Annotated in this window: 21 protein-coding genes; 5 read left to right on the top strand and 16 right to left on the bottom strand. The window is 55.6% G+C overall.

Features of this window, described 5'->3' with window-relative positions:
- Window positions 1-4 precede the first annotated feature (4 nt).
- The 13 genes from LH86_RS10440 to LH86_RS10505 form a co-directional block, all read right to left on the bottom strand.
- Window positions 5-271: a DUF2282 domain-containing protein gene (locus LH86_RS10440; protein ID WP_039300972.1), complete on the bottom strand. Its 267-nt coding sequence runs from the start codon at window positions 269-271 to the stop codon at window positions 5-7.
- Between the two features lie 92 nt (window positions 272-363).
- Entirely contained in the window at window positions 364-1131 is a 768-nt protein-coding gene (locus LH86_RS10445) for an alpha/beta fold hydrolase (RefSeq protein WP_039300974.1), read from the bottom strand.
- Window positions 1132-1165: 34 nt separating this feature from the next.
- Window positions 1166-1429 (bottom strand): DUF1471 domain-containing protein, encoded by a 264-nt coding sequence (locus LH86_RS10450; protein WP_331280745.1) that lies wholly within the window; start codon window positions 1427-1429, stop codon window positions 1166-1168.
- A gap of 208 nt (window positions 1430-1637) precedes the next feature.
- A complete protein-coding gene (gene fdnI, locus LH86_RS10455; RefSeq protein WP_039300979.1) occupies window positions 1638-2303 on the bottom strand; it encodes a formate dehydrogenase-N subunit gamma in 666 nt (221 codons plus the stop codon).
- Window positions 2281-3165, bottom strand: coding sequence for a formate dehydrogenase subunit beta (gene fdxH / locus LH86_RS10460; protein ID WP_039300982.1), 885 nt, complete (start codon window positions 3163-3165; stop codon window positions 2281-2283). The genes fdnI and fdxH overlap by 23 nt, the downstream gene beginning before the upstream one ends.
- Before the next feature lie 11 nt (window positions 3166-3176).
- Window positions 3177-6224, bottom strand: coding sequence for a formate dehydrogenase-N subunit alpha (fdnG, locus tag LH86_RS10465; protein WP_156107021.1), 3048 nt, complete (start codon window positions 6222-6224; stop codon window positions 3177-3179).
- Window positions 6225-6457: 233 nt separating this feature from the next.
- Complete coding sequence (locus LH86_RS10475) at window positions 6458-6709, bottom strand: DUF1158 family protein (protein ID WP_039300992.1); 252 nt, start codon at window positions 6707-6709, stop codon at window positions 6458-6460.
- 110 nt (window positions 6710-6819) lie between these two features.
- Window positions 6820-7542 (bottom strand): dienelactone hydrolase family protein, encoded by a 723-nt coding sequence (locus LH86_RS10480; RefSeq protein ID WP_039300995.1) that lies wholly within the window; start codon window positions 7540-7542, stop codon window positions 6820-6822.
- 218 nt (window positions 7543-7760) lie between these two features.
- Window positions 7761-8207, bottom strand: a complete 447-nt coding sequence (locus LH86_RS10485) for a DUF1330 domain-containing protein (protein WP_231562722.1) — start codon at window positions 8205-8207, stop codon at window positions 7761-7763.
- 8 nt (window positions 8208-8215) lie between these two features.
- Window positions 8216-9097 carry an alpha/beta fold hydrolase gene (locus tag LH86_RS10490; protein WP_039301001.1) on the bottom strand — a complete coding sequence of 294 codons (882 nt, stop codon included), beginning with the start codon at window positions 9095-9097 and terminating at the stop codon, window positions 8216-8218.
- Window positions 9081-9422, bottom strand: a complete 342-nt coding sequence (locus LH86_RS10495) for a GIY-YIG nuclease family protein (RefSeq protein WP_052045569.1) — start codon at window positions 9420-9422, stop codon at window positions 9081-9083. Before LH86_RS10495 ends, LH86_RS10490 begins: the two co-directional genes overlap by 17 nt.
- Window positions 9415-9999: a DUF2239 family protein gene (locus LH86_RS10500; protein WP_039301003.1), complete on the bottom strand. Its 585-nt coding sequence runs from the start codon at window positions 9997-9999 to the stop codon at window positions 9415-9417. Before LH86_RS10500 ends, LH86_RS10495 begins: the two co-directional genes overlap by 8 nt.
- 89 nt (window positions 10000-10088) lie before the next feature.
- Window positions 10089-11018 carry a LysR substrate-binding domain-containing protein gene (locus LH86_RS10505; protein WP_039301006.1) on the bottom strand — a complete coding sequence of 310 codons (930 nt, stop codon included), beginning with the start codon at window positions 11016-11018 and terminating at the stop codon, window positions 10089-10091.
- Between the two features lie 178 nt (window positions 11019-11196).
- Here LH86_RS10505 and LH86_RS10510 point away from each other — a divergent pair, with 178 nt between their 5' ends.
- Together LH86_RS10510 and LH86_RS10515 are read left to right on the top strand one after the other, a co-directional pair.
- Window positions 11197-11802: an ankyrin repeat domain-containing protein gene (locus LH86_RS10510; protein WP_039301009.1), complete on the top strand. Its 606-nt coding sequence runs from the start codon at window positions 11197-11199 to the stop codon at window positions 11800-11802.
- A 49-nt stretch (window positions 11803-11851) separates the two neighbouring features.
- On the top strand, window positions 11852-13237 hold the full coding sequence (locus tag LH86_RS10515; protein WP_039301012.1) for an amidohydrolase family protein: 1386 nt from the start codon (window positions 11852-11854) through the stop codon (window positions 13235-13237).
- A gap of 44 nt (window positions 13238-13281) precedes the next feature.
- Here the strand turns inward: LH86_RS10515 and uspG are convergent, their stop codons facing one another.
- Both uspG and LH86_RS10525 read right to left on the bottom strand, forming a co-directional pair.
- The gene (gene uspG / locus LH86_RS10520) at window positions 13282-13713 is read right to left on the bottom strand and encodes a universal stress protein UspG (RefSeq protein ID WP_008455928.1); all 432 of its coding nucleotides are present in this window, start codon (window positions 13711-13713) and stop codon (window positions 13282-13284) included.
- Window positions 13714-13906: 193 nt separating this feature from the next.
- Window positions 13907-14680: an SDR family NAD(P)-dependent oxidoreductase gene (locus LH86_RS10525; protein ID WP_039301014.1), complete on the bottom strand. Its 774-nt coding sequence runs from the start codon at window positions 14678-14680 to the stop codon at window positions 13907-13909.
- A 164-nt stretch (window positions 14681-14844) separates the two neighbouring features.
- Between LH86_RS10525 and LH86_RS10530 the strand changes: the two genes are divergently transcribed.
- Together LH86_RS10530 and LH86_RS10535 are read left to right on the top strand one after the other, a co-directional pair.
- Window positions 14845-15753 carry a LysR substrate-binding domain-containing protein gene (locus LH86_RS10530; RefSeq protein ID WP_039301018.1) on the top strand — a complete coding sequence of 303 codons (909 nt, stop codon included), beginning with the start codon at window positions 14845-14847 and terminating at the stop codon, window positions 15751-15753.
- Window positions 15753-17039: a DUF445 domain-containing protein gene (locus LH86_RS10535; protein WP_039301021.1), complete on the top strand. Its 1287-nt coding sequence runs from the start codon at window positions 15753-15755 to the stop codon at window positions 17037-17039. Before LH86_RS10530 ends, LH86_RS10535 begins: the two co-directional genes overlap by 1 nt.
- Before the next feature lie 31 nt (window positions 17040-17070).
- On the opposite strand, the gene LH86_RS10540 is transcribed toward LH86_RS10535, so the two are convergent.
- Window positions 17071-17355, bottom strand: coding sequence for a hypothetical protein (locus LH86_RS10540; RefSeq protein WP_052045570.1), 285 nt, complete (start codon window positions 17353-17355; stop codon window positions 17071-17073).
- A 320-nt stretch (window positions 17356-17675) separates the two neighbouring features.
- Between LH86_RS10540 and LH86_RS10545 the strand changes: the two genes are divergently transcribed.
- Entirely contained in the window at window positions 17676-18017 is a 342-nt protein-coding gene (locus tag LH86_RS10545) for a DUF1294 domain-containing protein (protein WP_039301024.1), read from the top strand.
- Window positions 18018-18065: the final 48 nt, after the last annotated feature.

Here is an 18065-nt window from a genome sequence, read left to right on the forward strand (position 1 = left end):
TTGATTAGCCTTCGGTCAGCGAGCCGTGGCCATTCGGCGTCTGGATTGAGGTGCAGGTCCCCGCGGGCACCATTTTGTAGGCGTTTTTCTGGTAATCGACTTTGGAGGTTCCCGCGCAGGTGGTGCCTGCCCCGGCCTTGCAGTCGTTGTCTGCGGCTTTGGCAATGCCAAAACAGCGCTCAAGGTTTGGCCCGGTTAATTCAGCGGCAAAGGATGCCGCGCTGAAAGAAACCAAAGACAGGGCAATCGCGGACATAGCAATACGGTTCATCGTGTTCTCCAGATAATTAAAATGAATTTAGGGTCGGTAAATAATTGGCTATTTATTGAGAGCGTTATTTCCTCCTCATTGAATAAAACGCGTTAATTCCCCGAGGTAATGTTCACGGCTTTAAATATCGTGCGGGCGACATTTTTCGGGTCATACAGCATCGGCACGTGGCTGACCGGCAGCTCGGTAACGTGGGCGTGAATTTTCTTCGCCATCGCTCGCTCCAGATCCGGGTTGATCATCCGGTCGTTGCTGCCGACCAGGAACCAGCTGGGCTTCTGCTGCCAGGCGGCGGTGGTCACTTTCTCGGTAAAGCTTGCGGCGGCGATCGGCATCTGGGTAATGCCAATAATGTTCTGCGCTTCAGGCGTTGCATCCTGGGCAAAATCGGTGGCGACGGCTTTCGGGTCGAGGCTCAGAAAGCCGTCCGCGCCCTTGATGATTTTTGCGCTGCCGGGCGGGGCCGGGAAGCTGTTAACCAGGTCAGCGGTGGACTGGCCGGGCGACGGCGCAAAGGCGTTGATGTACACCAGACCTTTTACTTTTGGATCGTTACCCGCCTCGGTAATCACCGTCCCGCCCCACGAATGGCCAACCAGAATAACGTCGCCTTTGGCGCGGGCGATGGCGCGTTTGGTCGCCGCCACGTCATCAGCCAGCGAAGTTAACGGGATCTGCGCGGTGATAATTTCGTAATGCCGCGTTTGCAGAGGCGGGATAACCTGCTCCCAGCTGCCGGTCGCGTCGGCGAAGGCGCCGTGCACTAATACGATGGTGTGCTGAGTTTCCGCCTGGGCGGCAAAACCGGTCATCAGGCCAGCCGCAGCCAGCGCCAGCAGCGTTTTACGCGTGGGTTTCATCTTTTGTTTCCTGTTTTAAAAGGTACGGGGGGAATTAGCGGTAAATATCGGCGCTGCCGAAGTAGCTGTTGTTGCCGCCGGCAGAGACCACTCGCCAGGCGCTGGCCCCGGCTTTTTCAGCTTTTGCAGCCAGTTTTTCATTGAGCTGGTCAAGAGACAGCGTAGTGCTATCGCTTTCGGTGACGGTGCCAATTTTGACCAGGCCCTGAGCGCTGTGGACTTCTTTGGCTGCAAAAGCAGGCGCTACAGCAGCGGCCAGGACGAGCGGGAGAATAAGGTTGCGGAACAGTTTCATCATAAGCCTCACATATCAGTCGTTGAACACGTTGCCGCCGGTAGGTGGCGGATGCGCTTATTTAACGCCTGGTTTGTATGTGGGCTGTGTCAGAGGGAAGGGGATTTGTTTTGTTGTTTAGCCGTGGGCGGTGTGGATACAAAACAACACAATTCTTTTGCGTTAAGCCGGGATAACCCCTCTCCCCGGGCGGGAAGAGGGGGGTGGGCTGTTACTTCAGACCTTCTCGATTCTCTTTTTTGGCTTCTTCGGCCTCGATGGCACGATACCAGCGCGGGTGATGCTTCTTCGCCCAGCGGCGGCTGACTTTGCCGACGATCATGCCCTTAATTGATCCTTTCACCCAAAAAGCCATGTACATATGGATAAGGATGGCGTGGATCAAAATAATGCCTGAAGCCGCGTGGATAAGCAGGCTGTAGCGAATCATCCACATCGGGAAGTAGTGCGCAAACCAGGGCCGCCAGATAATAATCCCGGTCACTAGCAGCACGAAGATCATGCTCATGATGCTCCAGAACATCATCTTCTGTCCGGCGTTGTATTTGCCTACGTCCGCCACTTTATGCTCGTTGCCTTTCAGCACCTCAACAATGCCCTTCAGCCAGGGTAAATCCTGCTTATCGGGAATGTTGTGATGCACGAAGCGCGCGAACATAAACATCAGCGCCACAAAGATAGCCACGCCAAAGAACGGGTGCAGAATGCGCCCCATCTGCGGCGTGCCGAAGGTTTCCGTCAGCCATTGCAGCGACGGGAAGAACAGGGCAATGCCGGACAGCGACACGAGGAAGAAGCCAACCACCACCACCCAGTGGCAGGCACGGTCGATGAATTTGGTTCTGACGATCATCTTACTCATGCTTGTCGTCCTCATCTTCGTCCACCTCTTCGTTTGGCCCGATCCCGACATAGTGGAAAATCAGGGCTGCGAAGGTGGCAACAAATCCGGCAGCCGAGAGCGGCTTCAGAATGCCTTTCCACAGGTTGATTGGGGTATCAATCTTCGGTTCTTTCGGCAGGTTGTGGTACAGCTCAGGCTGGTCCGCGTGGTGCAGCACGTAAATAACGTGCGTGCCGCCCACGCCCTGCGGGTTGTAAACGCCCGCCTGTTCAAAACCGCGTTTTTTCAGCTTTTCAACACGCTGATCTGCCATCTCCAGCATCTCTTTGCGGATGCCAAAGCGAATCGCGCCTGTCGGGCAGGTTTTCACGCAGGCGGGCTCCTGGCCTACGCTAACGCGGTCAACGCACAGGGTGCATTTATACACGCGGTTATCGTCTTTGTTGAGACGAGGAATGTTGAACGGGCAGCCCGCGATGCAGTAGCCGCAGCCGATGCAGTGCTCTGACTGGAAGTCCACGATGCCGTTGGCGTACTGAATAATTGCCCCGGCGGACGGGCAGGCTTTGAGGCAGCCCGGGTCTTCACAGTGCAAACAGCTGTCTTTGCGGATCAGCCATTCCAGTTTGCCGTTTTCATGGGTTTCTGAAAAACGCATCAGCGTCCAGGACCTGGCGCTCAGGTCGGCGGGGTTGTCGTACACCCCCACGCAGTGGCCAACTTCGTCCCGGATGTCGTTCCACTCCGAACAGGCTACCTGGCAGGCCTTGCAGCCGATACAGCTTGTGACATCGATGAGCTTGGTGACTTCTTCCTTGAAGTCACGCGCTCGCGGCGGCGGGGTGAAGCTGTTGGTCGCCGAGCGTTTGATAATATCCTGAGATTGCATGGACATTGTTTCCTCCCTTACGCCTTCTCAATGTTGACCAGAAACGCCTTGTACTCCGGCGTTTGCGAGTTGGCGTCGCCTACCGACGGGGTCAGGGTGTTGGCGAGATAGCCCTTACGGGCCACGCCTTCAAAGCCCCAGTGCAGTGGGATCCCGATGGTTTCGATTTCCTGGCCGCCCGCTTGCAGGGTTTGCAGGCGCGGCGTCACCACGGCCACGGCTTTAATAAAGCCGCGTTTGCTGCTGACTTTCACCCGGTCGCCGTGCGCAATGCCCTTCGCTTTCGCCAGCCCTTCGCTTATTTCAACGAACTGCTCGGGCTGCACGATGGCGTTCAACCGTGCGTGCTTGGTCCAGGTGTGGAAGTGCTCCGTCAGGCGATAAGTGGTGCCGACATACGGGAACTGCTGCCTGTTGCCCATGCGTTTAGCGTCCGCTTCGTACAGGCGCGCCACCGGGTTGGAAACCACATTCGGGTGCAGCGGGTTGGTGCCCAGCGGTGTTTCAAACGGCTCGTAATGCTCCGGGAACGGTCCTTCGGCAAGTTTGTCGAGGGCAAACAGGCGGCCCAAACCTTCCTGCTGCATGATGAACGGCCCGACGCCGCTGTCAGGGGCGGCGGTGCTGAAGTCCGGAATATCGTTCCCGACCCATTTCGTGCCGTTCCACTGAATCAGCATGCGGTTGGCATCCCACGGTTTGCCCTGCAGATCTGCCGAGGCGCGGTTGTACAGCACGCGGCGGTTCATCGGCCACGCCCACGCCCAGCCCAGCGTGTTGCCCAGCCCGGACGGATCCGCGTTGTCGCGGTTTGCCATCTGGTTACCTTTGCTGGTCCAGCTCCCGGCGTAAATCCAGCAGCCGGAGGCCGTGGTTCCGTCATCACGCAGTAGAGCGAAGGAATCAAGTAACTGACCTTTTTTCGCCAGCAGATTGCCGTCGGCGTCAAACAGATCTTCCAGCGCAAAGCCGTTGTTCTCTTTGGCGACTTCGTCGGACTCGGGATGATCGGGCTGCTCGTAGTGCCAGCGCATTTTCATCAGCGGCTCAATACCTTTGCCGCCTTCGGCCTGGTACATCTGGCGCAGCCGGTGATAAAGCCCGGCAAGAATTTCACCGTCGTTAAGCGCTTCGCCCGGCGCATCCGCGCCTTTCCAGTGCCACTGCAGCCAGCGGCCCGAGTTGGCAATAGAGCCGTCTTCTTCCGCGAAGCAGGTGGACGGCAGGCGGAACACTTCGGTCTGGATTTTCGCCGGGTCAACGTCGTTCATCTCGCCGTGGTTCTGCCAGAAGTTGGAGGTTTCCGTCACCAGCGGGTCGATAACCACCATGTATTTCAGCTTGCTCAGGCTGGCGACAACCTTGTTTTTATCCGGGAATGAGGCGACGGGGTTAAAACCCTGGCACAGGTAGCCGGTGACGAGGTTGCGATCCATCATGTCGAAGTACTTCAGCACGTCGTAGGTCTGATCCCACTTTGGTAGCCAGTCAAAGCCCCAGCCGTTCTCTTTCTGCGCGTCGTCGCCGTAGAAGGTTTTCATCAGGCTGACGAAGAACTTCGGATAGTTCCCCCAGTAATTCACCTGGCCCGGCAGCGTCGCTTTTGGCGTGTTGGCGGCCAGGTAACCGTCGAGCGAGGTTTGCTTGTCGGAAGGTAAAGAGAGGTAGCCTGGCAGGCTGGTGGACAGCAGGCCGAGGTCGGTCAGGCCCTGAATGTTGGAGTGACCACGCAGCGCGTTGACGCCGCCGCCCGCCATCCCCATGTTGCCTAACAGCAGCTGGATCATCGCCATGGTGCGGATGTTCTGCGCGCCTACGGTGTGCTGAGTCCAGCCCAGCGCGTACAGGAACGTGGTAGTGCGGTCGACCGCGCTGGTGGAGGCCAGCACTTCGCAGACTTTGAGGAAATCTGCCTGCGGCGTGCCGCAGATATGCTCGACGACGTCCGGCGTGTAGCGGGAAACGTGCTCTTTGAGCAGGTTCCAGACGCAGCGCGGGTCGGTTAGCGTGTCATCTCGCTTCGCAAAGCCGTTTTCGTCAAACTGATAGTTCCAGGTGGTTTTATCGTACTGGCGCTTTTCTTCGTCGTAGCCGCTGAACAGGCCGTCTTCGAAGCTAAAGTCCTCACGCACCAGCAGGGCCGCGTTGGTGTAGTGTTTGACGTATTCGGCGTTGATTTTGTTATTGGAGATCAGGTACAGAATCACGCCCGACAGGAAGGTAATGTCGGTGCCGGAGCGAATTGGCGCGTAGATGTCCGCCACCGATGCCGTGCGGGTGAAGCGGGGATCGACCACGATCAGCGTGGCGTCGTTGTTGTTTTTGGCTTCCATCGCCCAGCGGAAACCGACCGGGTGGGCTTCAGCGGCGTTGCCGCCCATCACCATCACTACGTTGGCGTTTTTGATATCAACCCAGTGGTTGGTCATCGCACCGCGACCAAATGTTGGAGCAAGACTTGCTACCGTTGGTCCGTGTCAGACGCGCGCCTGGTTATCTACCGCCAGCATGCCCAGCGAGCGGGCAAACTTCTGGGTTAACATGCCGGTTTCGTTGCTGGCCGCCGAGGCGCACAGCATCCCGGTGGAAAGCCAGCGGTTAACCGTCACGTTTTGTTCATTTTTCTCGATAAAGTTGGTATCGCGGTCGTCTTTCATCAGGCGGGCAATGCGGGAGAACGCTTCCTCCCAGCTGATGCGCTGCCATTTGTCTGACCCTGGCGCCCGGTATTCCGGGTAGCGCAGGCGATTATCGCTGTGAATGTAGTCCAGCAGCCCCGCGCCTTTCGGGCATAGTGCGCCGCGGTTGACCGGATGATCAGGGTCCCCTTCGATATGGAAAATGCTGGATTTGGCGTTTTTCGAGCCATCTCCAAGGCTATACATCAATAAACCACAGCCAACAGAACAGTAAGTACAGCTATTGCGAGTCTCTTTTGCACGCAGTAGCTTGTAGTTGCGCGTTTCCGCCAGCGCGGCTTTTGGGACAAAGCCCAGCACCGCAGCCGTTGTACCTGCCATTCCGCCGGCGCAGATTTTGAAAAATTTCCTGCGACTGACGTTCATCGTCACCTCGTTGTTATGACGTTTTTAGTACGGGCGAAAATAGCAGCTATAACCATTCAGATATTGCGTGAAATCAATTCGATAAACATTGGGTAGGCGATTACCCCTTTAGTATTAATGGTTATTTGACGGAGATAACACTGTCGTGTGCCTGGGCAGAGAAAAGGGGAGTAAAGCGTTGTCGTTAGAGGTTGTGCCGTTTATCAGGGAAACGGCACGCTGCAGGCGTTGAGTCAGATGCGGGTGATTGTGAACCAACGGCGCCAGATAAAGCGCAGCAGATAATATTCAACGGTGCCCAAAGCGAGGAACCAGATGCAGAAGAGGATCACGTACAGCTGGCTAAGGTCGACCAGGTGGAAAGTGTCGATCAGCTTTTGTGCCAGCGTCAGCGTTAACGCCGGGGCCGGGAGCAGCAGGCACGACAGAAAGGCCAGCAGCAAAATGCCGCCCGCGCTCAACAGCGCTTGATGTGGATGGTTCATGACGTTGTTAGCCTGAAGTTAAAAGGCTATTGTCCGGGAAAGTGTACCTTGGTGTAAACCACTTGAGAAAGGGTAAAAAAAGCGGCCCCTGCGAACAGAGGCCATGTGAATCAGTTAAACACGTTATTCAGCAGCGTGTACATCTGGGTGAAAGCGCGTTTTGCTACTTCCGGGTGGTATTTTGCCACGCCTTCAACGTTCGCACCTGGGTCGGTGAATGAGTGCACTGCGCCGGCGTAGCTCACCAACTGCCAGTCTACCGATGCGGCGTTCATTTCGCTGACAAATTCGCTCAGTTGCTCGCGCGGAACGAGCGGATCTTCCGCGCCGTCCAGCACCAGAATCGAAGCTTTGATCTCGCCTGCGGCGTGGGTTTTCAGGGTATTCAGCGTGCCGTGGAAGGAAACCGCCGCTTTGATATCCGCCCCGCTTCTTGCCAGCTCAAGCGCGCAGTGCCCGCCGAAGCAAAAGCCCGCAACCGCCAGTTTGCTGCCGTCGACAGCGGCAATTTTCTGAGTGGCAAGCGTGTCCAGCGCGGCCTGCATGCGGCCCACTTCCGCCGGGGTGTCCTTCACGCCCATCATCAGGGCACCGGCTTCATCGGCGTTGGTCGGGAGCTTGCCCTGGCCGTAGAGATCGGCAACCAGCACGACATAACCCTGAGCGGCGATTCCTTTGGCCTGTTCAACCGCCCCGGCACTGACGCCCATCCAGTTAGGGGCGATCAGAATGCCTGGCCGCGCAGCGCTTTGATTTTCCTGGTAGACCAGCGCGCCTTCAAAGGTTTGATTCTCGACTTGATAAGTAATGGCTGTTGAAATAATTTCTGACATCAGAATTAACCCCTAAATAAAATTTATTGGTCGGCAGGTGAACGCTAATTAATTTCATATTGATAACAGATTGGCAATTTATTAAATTTACAAGCGCATGAATTGCTATTTAATTTAATTTAAAAAGCGTTTATTTGTTAGTGATGAATAATTTATGTGAATAATTGTAATTAGCGGTTCTCAGGCTGACCATACCCATTTTATCTATAAGCCTTTGTTCATATTAAGGCATCGCACTGCGTAATCGGTAACAGGCGAGAATCCTCCAGCGCCGCCGTGCGATGACCCATCCCCTGCATACAGGCTTCATTCTCCGCAAAGGCCAGAAAAGCGGCTGTACTGCTCTGCCGCACGAGCATAGCGCAGTCCCAGCGTTCATCCTGCGGGCCAATCAGCCAGCTGTCTGCCGCGCCAAGGAAAATAATATCCCCGCCGCTTTGGCGTAAAAATGGCAGGGTGTGCTGTATATAGCGCTGAAATGCTTCCGCGCCGCTAATCGGGCTAAGCGGCATTAATTCCGGGGCGACTGAGTAATCCGCTATTTCCCGAAAGCGCAGGAGATTGAGCATAAAAACCTCGCCGGGAATTTGTTTCATCACCAAATGTCGCCCGGCCTGCTGGGTGGGCTGCAGATAAGGCGTCGTTTTTGAGGACGTGACCATCATTACACCTGTTATTTTCTGTCCGCGAAATGAGCGAGAAGCAGGGAGGCTACTTCTTCTTCCAGCGCAGGCGGAATCTCATGGCCCATCCCTTCAATCAGCTGCAATTTTGCCGTGGGGATCGTCTTAGCAATGTCCTGCCCGGCTTCTACGGGGAAGAGCGGATCCTGAGTGCCGTGGATTACCAGTGCCGGGGCTACGATCTGTCTTATCTCCTGACGGAGATCGCCGGTGGCCGCCATCGCCGCAATCTGGCGCAGCATGCCGGGCACAGAACTGGCGCGCACCAGCGAGGTTTTTAGCAGCGCCGTGTAGTATTCCTCGTCAAACGGGAGGTGTGTTGAGGCAATGCGCCTGAAGAACGCGAGCTGCTGCTCAAGCCAGGCGCTTTGGTGCGAATGCGGATCGGGCTTTGGCCCCATTAGCATGGCCATCACATCCGGGGCCGGAGGCGGGAGCTGAGAATTGCCCGTGCTGGACATGATGGCGCACAGGGACAGCGTTTTTTGCGGATATAGCGCGGCAAACAGCTGGGCGATCATGCCGCCCATGGAACGGCCAACAATGTGCGCCGCCGGAATACCGGCGTTATCCAGCGTGAGCGCAACGTCCGCCGCCATGTCCCGGAGCGTATAAGCGATGGCGATCCTTTGGCCCTGGGAGAGCGCCTGCAGGTCCGGCACACCCGCGTGGTTCAACGAGGGGGACAGCCCGCAGTCGCGATTATCGACCCGCAAAACATAGAAACCGGCATCGGCCAGCCGCTGGCAAAAGCGCTGCGACCAGCTGATACTTTGGCTTCCCAGCCCCGGCAGTAGAACTATTGCCGGGTGTGTTTTTTCACCGAAGCCGTCGAAGTAGAGGGAGACCGGCAGGTTAGTAGCTGTGTTCATGGGCGATCCTCAGTTTTTGCTGCCAGGCTTCCAGCAAGTTTTCCAGCGCGGCTTTAACGTTTTGCTCATCCGGTTTGACCTTTTCGAGCACGGTGAATTCGAAAGCGGGCTCGCCGAACTGGTTCCAGGCCTGCTGCAGCGCCTTATTGCGGTGCTGCCCGAACTTCAGTTCAAACAGGTGGCGGTTTAACACGCCCTGAGCGTTTGCGGCGCTGGCGAGCAGCTTGTGGCCGGTTTGCGTATTGGTTATCAAATAGATGCCCGCGGTTGTCGGGCTGTCTTTATAGCCCTGCTTCAGATCTTTTTTGTTTATTGTCTCAGTCATTTTTGGACTCCTGCTTGCCAAAAGCTAACGTTGCCGCATAGCGGCGAATATCCTGCGGCCAGCCTTCCATTGCAGCGTTGAAGGCTGCTTCGTCATCGGCAAACAGCGCGCGCAGGCAAGTTTCATACTCCGGTAAATCGCCCGCGACCTCGTGCATAAACTGGTAGGCACTTTCGTGCCTGCGGCGCTTGTTGTCCGCCGGTTCGCTGGCTTTTCTGGCCTGTTCGATCAGTCGACGTAAGGTTGCAGAGGCACCGCCCGGCTGCGTGGCCAGCCACTCCCAGTGGCGCGGCAGCAGGGTGACTTCCTTCGCCGATACGCCAAGTTTTGGCCTGCCGCGAGTTCTAACCGCTGTAGCGTCTTCGGTTGGACCTTCGGCTAGTTCCGGGTAAGCCGCAATGGCGCTGGCTTCATCCCCGTGTACGTGGATATCCAGCCGTTTGCCGGTCTGGTCATTGAAGATAAACACCGGCTCGTGGTCGATTGGCGTGGCCTTTATTTGCTGCAGCAGTTCGCTCAGGCTGCCGTGGGCAATCTGCCGCCGCTGCATAAAGGCGGTAAGAGTGACAGAAGACATGGGGTACCTATTTTAATCCGGGTAAAAATAGCAGCCTATCGGGGAAGCCAGATTTTGTCAATTATACCCGGGTAAAATAGGCGGGAAGGTCAGGCCTGATGCATCAGGTCCTGGTACAGCTCAGCGAGAACGCCGCCGGGACGAAACTGCTGTTTGATCCAGCGGGTAACCTGGCCCGTCGCCGCGTGCTGTGTGGCAAGCAACATCCGGGAATGCTGGCGCGGATTATGGATCTGGCGGATCTTCAGCAGGCCGTTATCTACCGCGCTACGCGCCATGTAATCCGGTAAAAAACCGATGCCGTCGCCTAAAATCTGGCACTGACATTTGGTTGTGAAGTCCGGCACCACCACGGTTTCCTGGCCATGCAGAAGCCATCCTACTTTCTTATTGATGGTGGAGGCGGTGTCTTCCACCATGATATTCGGGTACAGCCTGAGCTGGCTTTCAGGGATGGGTTCCTGCGCTGCGGCGAGAGGGTGAGTTGGCGCGACGGCGAATGCCCAATGAATGACGCCAATTTCCGTGTAGTCAATGCCGCCCCCACCCAGCAGCGCATCCGGCGCGCCGATAGCAATGTTCACCTGGTTGTTGAGCATCGCATCCCAGACGCCGTTGTACACCTCGGTAGTGACGGCAATCTGGCAGCCGGGGAACTGCTTTTTCAAAATATTCAGCAGCCTTGCCGTGTGCTGAGGCGTGTACAGCAGATGGTTAATGCAAATCCTGACTTTCGCTTCGATGCCCTGCGAAATGGTCTCAATGCCCCGCCGGATCCCTTGAAAATCATTCAACAAGTCTCTGGCTTTGCGGTAGAGATAGATCCCGGATTCGGTCAGCTCGATGCTGCGGGTGTTGCGGATAAACAGCGGCGCATCGAGCCACGTCTCCATGCGTTTTATGGTGTAGCTGATGGCAGAGGTGGTCACGCCCAGCTCTTCGGCAGCACGGCTGAAGCTGCCGTAGCGGGCGGCGCAGGTAAAGGCCTGCAGATTCTCTTCGGTAAAGATGGAGTTCATTCAGTGCTCCCTTCAATGACGCGCAATGCGGGGAGTTTGACACATTTTGAAAAAGATTATTAAAGCGCATTCAACAATAGCGGCATCAGCGATGAATCTTTTTTAAGCGGATGTTCTTCCAGCCAGGGCGTTGTTATTCTCGAATTTCAGCCATAACCGCGAGCGACAGGAGAACACAATGTCTGATCAAGAGCTGGTGACCGGGTTTCTGACGGCGGCCTTAAAAGGGGATACCACAACGTTGAAAGCCTGTCTGGAACGCGGTGTGGATATTAACGTCACCAACCGGCATGGCAGAACGGCGATCACCATTGCCAGCCTGAAGCAAAAATATGACTGCGTGGCGCTGCTCATTGAGGCGGGCGCGGATATCAATAAGCAGGATGAAACCTGCTTTAATCCCTTCCTGATTAGCTGCCTGAATGACGATCTTAAACTGTTGCGCCTGCTGCTACCTGCCAGACCGGATTTGACTCGCTTAACGCGTTTTGGCGGGGTGGGTATTACACCTGCAAGCGAAAAAGGGCACGTCGAGATTGTGCGCGAGCTGCTGGTGCACACCGAGATTAACGTTAACCACACCAACTTCCTCGGTTGGACGCCACTGCTTGAGGCCATCGTGCTGAACGACGGCGGCAAAAAGCAGCAGGATATTGTCTCCCTTCTGCTGGAACATGGCGCCAACCCACACATGACGGATAAATACGGTAAAACTCCACTGGAGCTGGCCGAAGAAAAAGGCTACCGCGAAATCGCTCAACTGCTGAGAGACGCGGGGGCATAACCGCTGTATTCCTGACAACCACCATCACACTCTGGGTAGAAAAATAATAATGACTGAGATTGAGAAGAGCCGCCGCGACTTTATCAGCGGAGGCGGCAAAGTCGCCGCCGCCTGTGCGCTGTTTGGGGCTAGCGGTACCGCAGCCTGGGCCGCGAAAACACCTGCAACCGCCTGTGAGAGCAGCCGTCAAATGAATGCCATCAGCGAAAAACACTATTACCTCGACAATGTGCTGCTGGAAACCGGGTTTAACTATGAAGGCGAAACTGCCGTCAGTACCCGCACCGAACTGCACACGTTAGAAATCAAAGACGACAAAATTGCGGCAGTTCGCGCTAATAAATCACACCCTGACGGCGTGCTTCATGCCTATGATGCGGGCGGCAAGCTGTTGCTGCCGGCGATGCGCGATATGCACATCCACCTGGACAAGACGTTCTACGGCGGCCCGTGGCAGGTGCATAATCGCCCGGAAGGCACCACCATCATGGATATGATTGCCTACGAGCGTAAAATTCTGCCGGAGCTGCAGCCCTACACTCGCGAGCGCGCCGGAAAGCTTATCGATCTTATCCAGTCCAAAGGGTCGACGATCGCCCGCAGCCACTGCAATATCGAGCCGGTCTCCGGGCTGAAAAACCTTGAAAACCTGCAGGCGGTACTGGCGGAGAGAAAGTCAGGCCTGAACTGTGAAATCGTGGCGTTTCCACAGCACGGTTTGCTGCTTTCAAAATCTGAACCGCTGATGCGGGAAGCGATGAAGGCCGGGGCGCACTACGTAGGTGGTCTCGATCCAACCAACGTGGATGGCGCGATGGAGAAATCGCTCGATACCATGTTCCAGATAGCGCTTGATTACGACAAAGGCGTGGATATTCACCTGCATGAAACCAGCCCGGCTGGCGTGGCGGCGGTGAATTACATGGTGGAAACGGTGGAGAAAACGCCGCAGCTTAAAGGCAAGCTAACCATCAGCCACGGTTTTGCGCTGGCAACTCTTACGCCACAGCAGGTGGATGAGATCGCCACACGCATGGCAGCGCAGCAGATCAGTCTCGCCTCTACCGTGCCCATCGGGACGTTGCATATGCCGCTGAAGCAGCTCCAGCAAAAAGGCGTGCTGGTGATGACCGGCACCGACAGCGTGATCGATCACTGGTCACCGTACGGGCTGGGCGACATGCTGGAGAAAGCCAACCTGTATGCGCAGCTCTACGTTCGCCCGAGCGAACTCAGCCTGTCGCGTTCGCTGGCGATTGCTACCGGTAATGTTTTGCCACTGGATGATAAAGGCAAACAGGTATGGCCGAAGGCGCAGGATGAAGCGAGTTTTGTGCTGGTCGATGCTTCTTGTTCTGCGGAGGCCGTGGCGCGTATTTCGCCGCGCACCGCGACCTTCCATCAGGGTAATTTAGTCTGGGGAAGCGTTATCTAGCCTGAACGGAAAGAGCCTGCCTGCACAGGCTCTTTTTTGGCGCTTTACCGAACCACAAAGACCGGGAAGCGGGCATGGCGAATAATGCTGGAAGCGTTGGAGCCGAGCAGGTGAGTGGAAATAGACGGGTTCTTCGAACCTACAATGATTACATCCGCATGAATGTCCTGTGCGACTTCGTTCACTTCATCCCTCACCGAGCCGTAGCGAATCTCAAGCACCACGCGTTCTTTAGGTAGCGAGAAATGCCCGCGCAATTCTTCCATCTTTTCTTCGGCATTTTTCTTCAGGTACTCGTCGAATTTGCGGATGTCAGAGGAAAAACCGTGGGTATTAAACAGCGGGGATTTAGGCAGAACGTACAGAAGGTGGATTGTGCCCTCAGACTCTTTCGCCAGGTATTCGGCATGGCGAATAGCTTTATCCGTGAGCTCCATTTCAAAAACATCCACCGGCATTAGGATGGTTTTATACATCGTTCAGCTCCTTTTGGTAACGTTTCAACCATCATGGCACTAACGATGAGGTTTCGCCGTGATCTGGCTGGGAGAACAGGCATTTTTTTACCCTCTCCCTGGAAGGGAGAGGGGATAGATTGCGTAGTGTTCTGCCTGTTGTTTTCCCCCCTCGCCCCTTTGGGGAGAGGGCTGGGATCAGGGGCGGTTGATTTTAATTACGACCCGCCATCACGCCACCGTCAACATCCCACAACGCGCCTGTCACCCAGGTGGTATTGTCGGACAGCAGGAAGCTAACCACTTCGGCAACGTCGCGTGGAGTACCAACGCGGCCAATCGGGTGGAAGCTGTCGAAGCTACCCATCACGCCTGCAACATCTTCTTTAGGAATGAAGCCTTCATAAATTGGCGTATGCACCACCGCCGGAGAAACTGCATTGACGCGGATACCATGCGTACCCAGTTCAATAGCAAGGTTCTTCGTCAGCGCATGCAAACCGGCCTTCGCCATGGAGTAGGCGGAAGAAGGGGTTGCGCCGATGGCCTGCTGTGCCCACATGGAACCGATGTTGACGATTGAGCCTTTGATTCCAGCGGCAACCATGTTTTTCACCACTTCGCGGGTAATGAAGAAGGTCGCGCGGTTGATGCTCATGTACATGTCATAATCCGCTTCTTCGTGTTCGGTAAAGGCTTTCGGGAAGAAGACCCCGGCGGCGTTCACCAACAGGCTGATGTCGCGGTGTTCGGCGTTAATCACGTCCATCACTTTGTGCATCCCTTCGCTGCTCATCAGGTCCGCGACGATGACGGACACTTCCCCGAGGGCAGACAGCGCCTGGCGTGCCTGTTCGGCTTTCTCCGCGCGATTCCCGACCAGCACAACTTTCCCGCCGTTTTCCAGCACCTGGCGGGCGCTTTCCAGACCCATACCGCTGGTGCCGCCAACAACTAAAAGTTTCTTACCTGCGAATGATGTAGACATGATGACCTCGTTTCTCTTTGCTTAATAAGGTGAAGCTGCCAGCGTGGCGCTTCGGAATGGCGACAGAATGACAAAACCATTTGGGCCTGACGAAGCATAAGAACTTGCAAACCGAGAAAGAAAAACTATCTTGTCGGTATATCGTCCTTTGTCGAAGAGAAAATATGAGATCGCTGAATCGCCTGAAATGGCTGCACGCCTTTGAAGCCACGGCGCGCCACGGCAGCTTTACCGGTGCGGCAGAAGAGCTGGGCGTCACGCCCGCCGCCGTGGGGCAGCTTGTTCGTTCCCTGGAAGAGTGGGTCGGCCATCCGCTGCTGCACCGAACGCGCAGTGGAAAAGAAAGACTTACGCTGGTGGAGGAAGCAAAGGAGGCGCTGCAGGACATTACCGTTGGGCTGGACAGCCTGGAGCAGGGATTGAATAAGCTACGCGGTGCCAGAGCCCGCGCTGTGGTGGTGATTACCGCTTCTCAGGTACTGATGATGAACTGGCTGATGGAGCGCCTCAATCGCTTTTCCGAGCAACATGACAGCATCGACCTGCGCCTTAACGTCACGGAAAAACTGACCGATGTGCTACATGGCGAGGCCGATGTTGGCATACGCTGCGGCCCCGGCAACTGGCCTGGGTTGCAGTCAACGTGGCTGATGGATGAGGAGGCGGTAATTGTCTGTAGTCCTCAGTTGCTGACTGGCGTCACCGAAGCAGACTGGCTGTCAAAGCAGAAGCTTATCTACGATGATACGCCGCACCCGGGCGCGAATTTCCCTGACTGGGAAACGATATCCCAGGATGTTGGCGTTGCTTTATGTGAGCAAAACGGCCTGCACATTAACTCTACGTCGGCCGTTATTCTGGCTGCCCTCAGCGGGCGTGGCGTGGCAGTGGTGCGCAAAGCGCTGGTCCAGCAACTGATCGATCTTGGGCAACTGCGCCAGCTTTTCCCGCAGCACAAATGGCCGCTGACCTGGTCCTATTTTATCGTGCGTTCAGAACGCTCCAGCCGCCGCCCGGAGGTTACGCTGTTCCATGACTGGCTGGTGGCTGAGACGGGCGCTACGCTTAAGTAATGGAAAAACTCACCGAATTAAAGCGCGCCAAACGGCTGGCGCTTTCACTCTTACTGATTGCCGCGGCAACGTTCGTCGCTACCTTATTTTTGCCGCCCAGTTTCTGGGTCAGCGGCCTGAAAGCGATTTCTGAAGCGGCGATGGTCGGCGCCATGGCGGACTGGTTTGCTGTTGTGGCGCTGTTTCGTCGCGTGCCGATCCCATTTATCGCCCGGCATACCGCCATTATTCCGCGTAATAAAGACCGTATCGGCGAGAATCTCGGCAAGTTCGTGCAGGAAAAGTTTCTCGATACTCAGTCGCTGATTGACCTGATTCGTCGCCATGAACCGGCGCAGATGATGGGGAGCTGGTTCCGGCAGCCCGAAAATGCTCAGCAGGTAGGGCGGCACATGCTCAAGGTGATGGAGGCGTGGCTGTCGTTAACCGATGACGCTCGAATTCAGGGGCTGATTCGTCGGGCGGTGCACAAAGCCATTGATAAAGTCGATCTCAGTTATTCCAGCGCGCTGTTGCTGGAAAGCCTGACCAAAAATAACCGCCATCAGGCGTTGCTCGACTCGGTGATCGCTCAGTTGCTGACACTGTTGGAGAAACCGGCCAGCAGGGAATTTATTGCCCGCCAAATCGTCCACTGGCTGGAAACCGAGCATCCGGTTAAGGCCAGGGTGCTGCCCACCGAATGGCTGGGCGAGCAAAGCGCAGAGCTGGTATCCGACGCCGTTAATTCTCTGCTGGATGACGTCAGCCAGGACAAAACGCACCAGCTTCGTCGGGCATTCGATCGCGCCGTGCAGCGGCTTATCGACAGCCTGAAAAATGACCCGGAAATGGCGGCTAAAGCGGAAACCATCAAAAGTTACCTGAAGGAGGATGAGAAGTTTAATCTCTACCTCGGCGAGCTTTGGAATGACCTGCGGGGCTGGCTGAAAACAGATATCGCCCGCGATGACTCGCGGGTGCAAAAGCGGATTGCCGAAGCGGGGCAATGGCTCGGGGAAACGCTAACGGCCGATGCTTCGCTGCGGGCCTCGCTGAATGAGCACCTTGAGCAGGCCGCCCGGCATATTGCGCCGGATTTCTCTGCGTTTCTTACCCGGCACATTAGCGACACGGTGAAAAGCTGGGACGCAAAAGACATGTCCCGCCAGATTGAACTCAACATCGGCAAAGATCTGCAGTTCATTCGCATTAACGGCACGCTGGTAGGGGGCTCGGTCGGGCTGGTGCTCTATTTGCTTTCACAATTGCCGGGGGTGATTGAGGGCTGGGGGCTGCGGTTTTAAGGCACAGGGCACGAGGCCCTGTGCAGCGTGGTTAGCCCTGATGAGGCATAAGTTTCGGATCACCGGCGAAAGCGGGTTTGCTGCTGCTGAGTGCCTGTTCGTCAGCGCCTGGCGAGCCGCTGTTATCCGCCCAGACGCCTTCCTGAGTTTTGCTGATGGCCTGATGCTGGCCGTTAAGGTTTTGCCCCATGGCGGCGATGTGCTGGCTTTCGGTTCCACCGCTGTTGTCGGCCCAGGGAATGACGGGGTCGGCCGCTGCGGCGAATAAAGGCAAGCAAATCGAGCTGGCAAGCAGCATTTTGATGGCTTTATGCATGTTATTCACCTGCTGATATTAGCGTTTTGGGTGCCAGCCCCGTGAGGAGATGGCGGTACCGATAAGTCTACTGCGGCGTGAAAAATGTGCTGGCGAGGAAAAGTAAAAGAGCGTGTCATTTGCCACAATTGCTTGCCGACGATGTCAAACTATTCAATATGATAGATAGATAATATATTTCTTGAGAAATAATTAATTGGCTAATTATAACAACTGCAATTTATTGAGTCGCTAAACCTCCTGGTTGCCCTGCAGGATCCATGAAAATTATTTAGATATAATTCCGTCTTATCCTCAATCACGTATTACTGTGGTAACTGATGACCCTTAACCATTTCTGCTATTTTCTTCTGATACTTGCCGCGGTGGGCAGCGCTGTTATGCCTCACTCTTTGATTATATGGTTTGTACTGGTGAATGTTCTCACGCTGCTGGTTTACGGCGGTGACAAACTGGCTGCGGTGAAAGGCTGGCAGCGCGTGCCGGAGGCAACATTGCTTTTCTTTGGGCTGACGGGCGGTTGGCCCGGGGCAATTCTGGCTCAGCAAAGTTTTCGCCATAAAACACAGAAACAGCCGTTCAGACGCTGGTTTTTTATGACTGTAATAATAAATTTAATTGCCGTCATTGCCGTGGTATATGAGTTTTATTCATCCAAATGATATTGACTCTTGATGGCGTAGAAACTGGCGGAGCATATCAATACCAGC

It is taken from the genome of Cedecea neteri (genome assembly GCF_000758325.1).
In the GTDB taxonomy this organism is placed as follows: domain Bacteria; phylum Pseudomonadota; class Gammaproteobacteria; order Enterobacterales; family Enterobacteriaceae; genus Cedecea; species Cedecea neteri_B.

What these genes read in the sequence shown, in the direction of transcription:
- LH86_RS10440 (WP_039300972.1), bottom strand. Translation starts at nt 271, where the DNA reads ATGAACCGTATTGCTATGTCCGCGATTGCCCTGTCTTTGGTTTCTTTC.
- LH86_RS10445 (WP_039300974.1), bottom strand. Translation starts at nt 1,131, where the DNA reads ATGAAACCCACGCGTAAAACGCTGCTGGCGCTGGCTGCGGCTGGCCTG.
- LH86_RS10450 (WP_331280745.1), bottom strand. Translation starts at nt 1,429, where the DNA reads ATGATGAAACTGTTCCGCAACCTTATTCTCCCGCTCGTCCTGGCCGCT.
- fdnI (WP_039300979.1), bottom strand. Translation starts at nt 2,303, where the DNA reads ATGAGGACGACAAGCATGAGTAAGATGATCGTCAGAACCAAATTCATC.
- fdxH (WP_039300982.1), bottom strand. Translation starts at nt 3,165, where the DNA reads ATGTCCATGCAATCTCAGGATATTATCAAACGCTCGGCGACCAACAGC.
- LH86_RS10475 (WP_039300992.1), bottom strand. Translation starts at nt 6,709, where the DNA reads ATGAACCATCCACATCAAGCGCTGTTGAGCGCGGGCGGCATTTTGCTG.
- LH86_RS10480 (WP_039300995.1), bottom strand. Translation starts at nt 7,542, where the DNA reads ATGTCAGAAATTATTTCAACAGCCATTACTTATCAAGTCGAGAATCAA.
- LH86_RS10485 (WP_231562722.1), bottom strand. Translation starts at nt 8,207, where the DNA reads ATGATGGTCACGTCCTCAAAAACGACGCCTTATCTGCAGCCCACCCAG.
- LH86_RS10490 (WP_039301001.1), bottom strand. Translation starts at nt 9,097, where the DNA reads ATGAACACAGCTACTAACCTGCCGGTCTCCCTCTACTTCGACGGCTTC.
- LH86_RS10495 (WP_052045569.1), bottom strand. Translation starts at nt 9,422, where the DNA reads ATGACTGAGACAATAAACAAAAAAGATCTGAAGCAGGGCTATAAAGAC.
- LH86_RS10500 (WP_039301003.1), bottom strand. Translation starts at nt 9,999, where the DNA reads ATGTCTTCTGTCACTCTTACCGCCTTTATGCAGCGGCGGCAGATTGCC.
- LH86_RS10505 (WP_039301006.1), bottom strand. Translation starts at nt 11,018, where the DNA reads ATGAACTCCATCTTTACCGAAGAGAATCTGCAGGCCTTTACCTGCGCC.
- LH86_RS10510 (WP_039301009.1), top strand. Translation starts at nt 11,197, where the DNA reads ATGTCTGATCAAGAGCTGGTGACCGGGTTTCTGACGGCGGCCTTAAAA.
- LH86_RS10515 (WP_039301012.1), top strand. Translation starts at nt 11,852, where the DNA reads ATGACTGAGATTGAGAAGAGCCGCCGCGACTTTATCAGCGGAGGCGGC.
- uspG (WP_008455928.1), bottom strand. Translation starts at nt 13,713, where the DNA reads ATGTATAAAACCATCCTAATGCCGGTGGATGTTTTTGAAATGGAGCTC.
- LH86_RS10525 (WP_039301014.1), bottom strand. Translation starts at nt 14,680, where the DNA reads ATGTCTACATCATTCGCAGGTAAGAAACTTTTAGTTGTTGGCGGCACC.
- LH86_RS10530 (WP_039301018.1), top strand. Translation starts at nt 14,845, where the DNA reads ATGAGATCGCTGAATCGCCTGAAATGGCTGCACGCCTTTGAAGCCACG.
- LH86_RS10535 (WP_039301021.1), top strand. Translation starts at nt 15,753, where the DNA reads ATGGAAAAACTCACCGAATTAAAGCGCGCCAAACGGCTGGCGCTTTCA.
- LH86_RS10540 (WP_052045570.1), bottom strand. Translation starts at nt 17,355, where the DNA reads ATGCATAAAGCCATCAAAATGCTGCTTGCCAGCTCGATTTGCTTGCCT.
- LH86_RS10545 (WP_039301024.1), top strand. Translation starts at nt 17,676, where the DNA reads ATGACCCTTAACCATTTCTGCTATTTTCTTCTGATACTTGCCGCGGTG.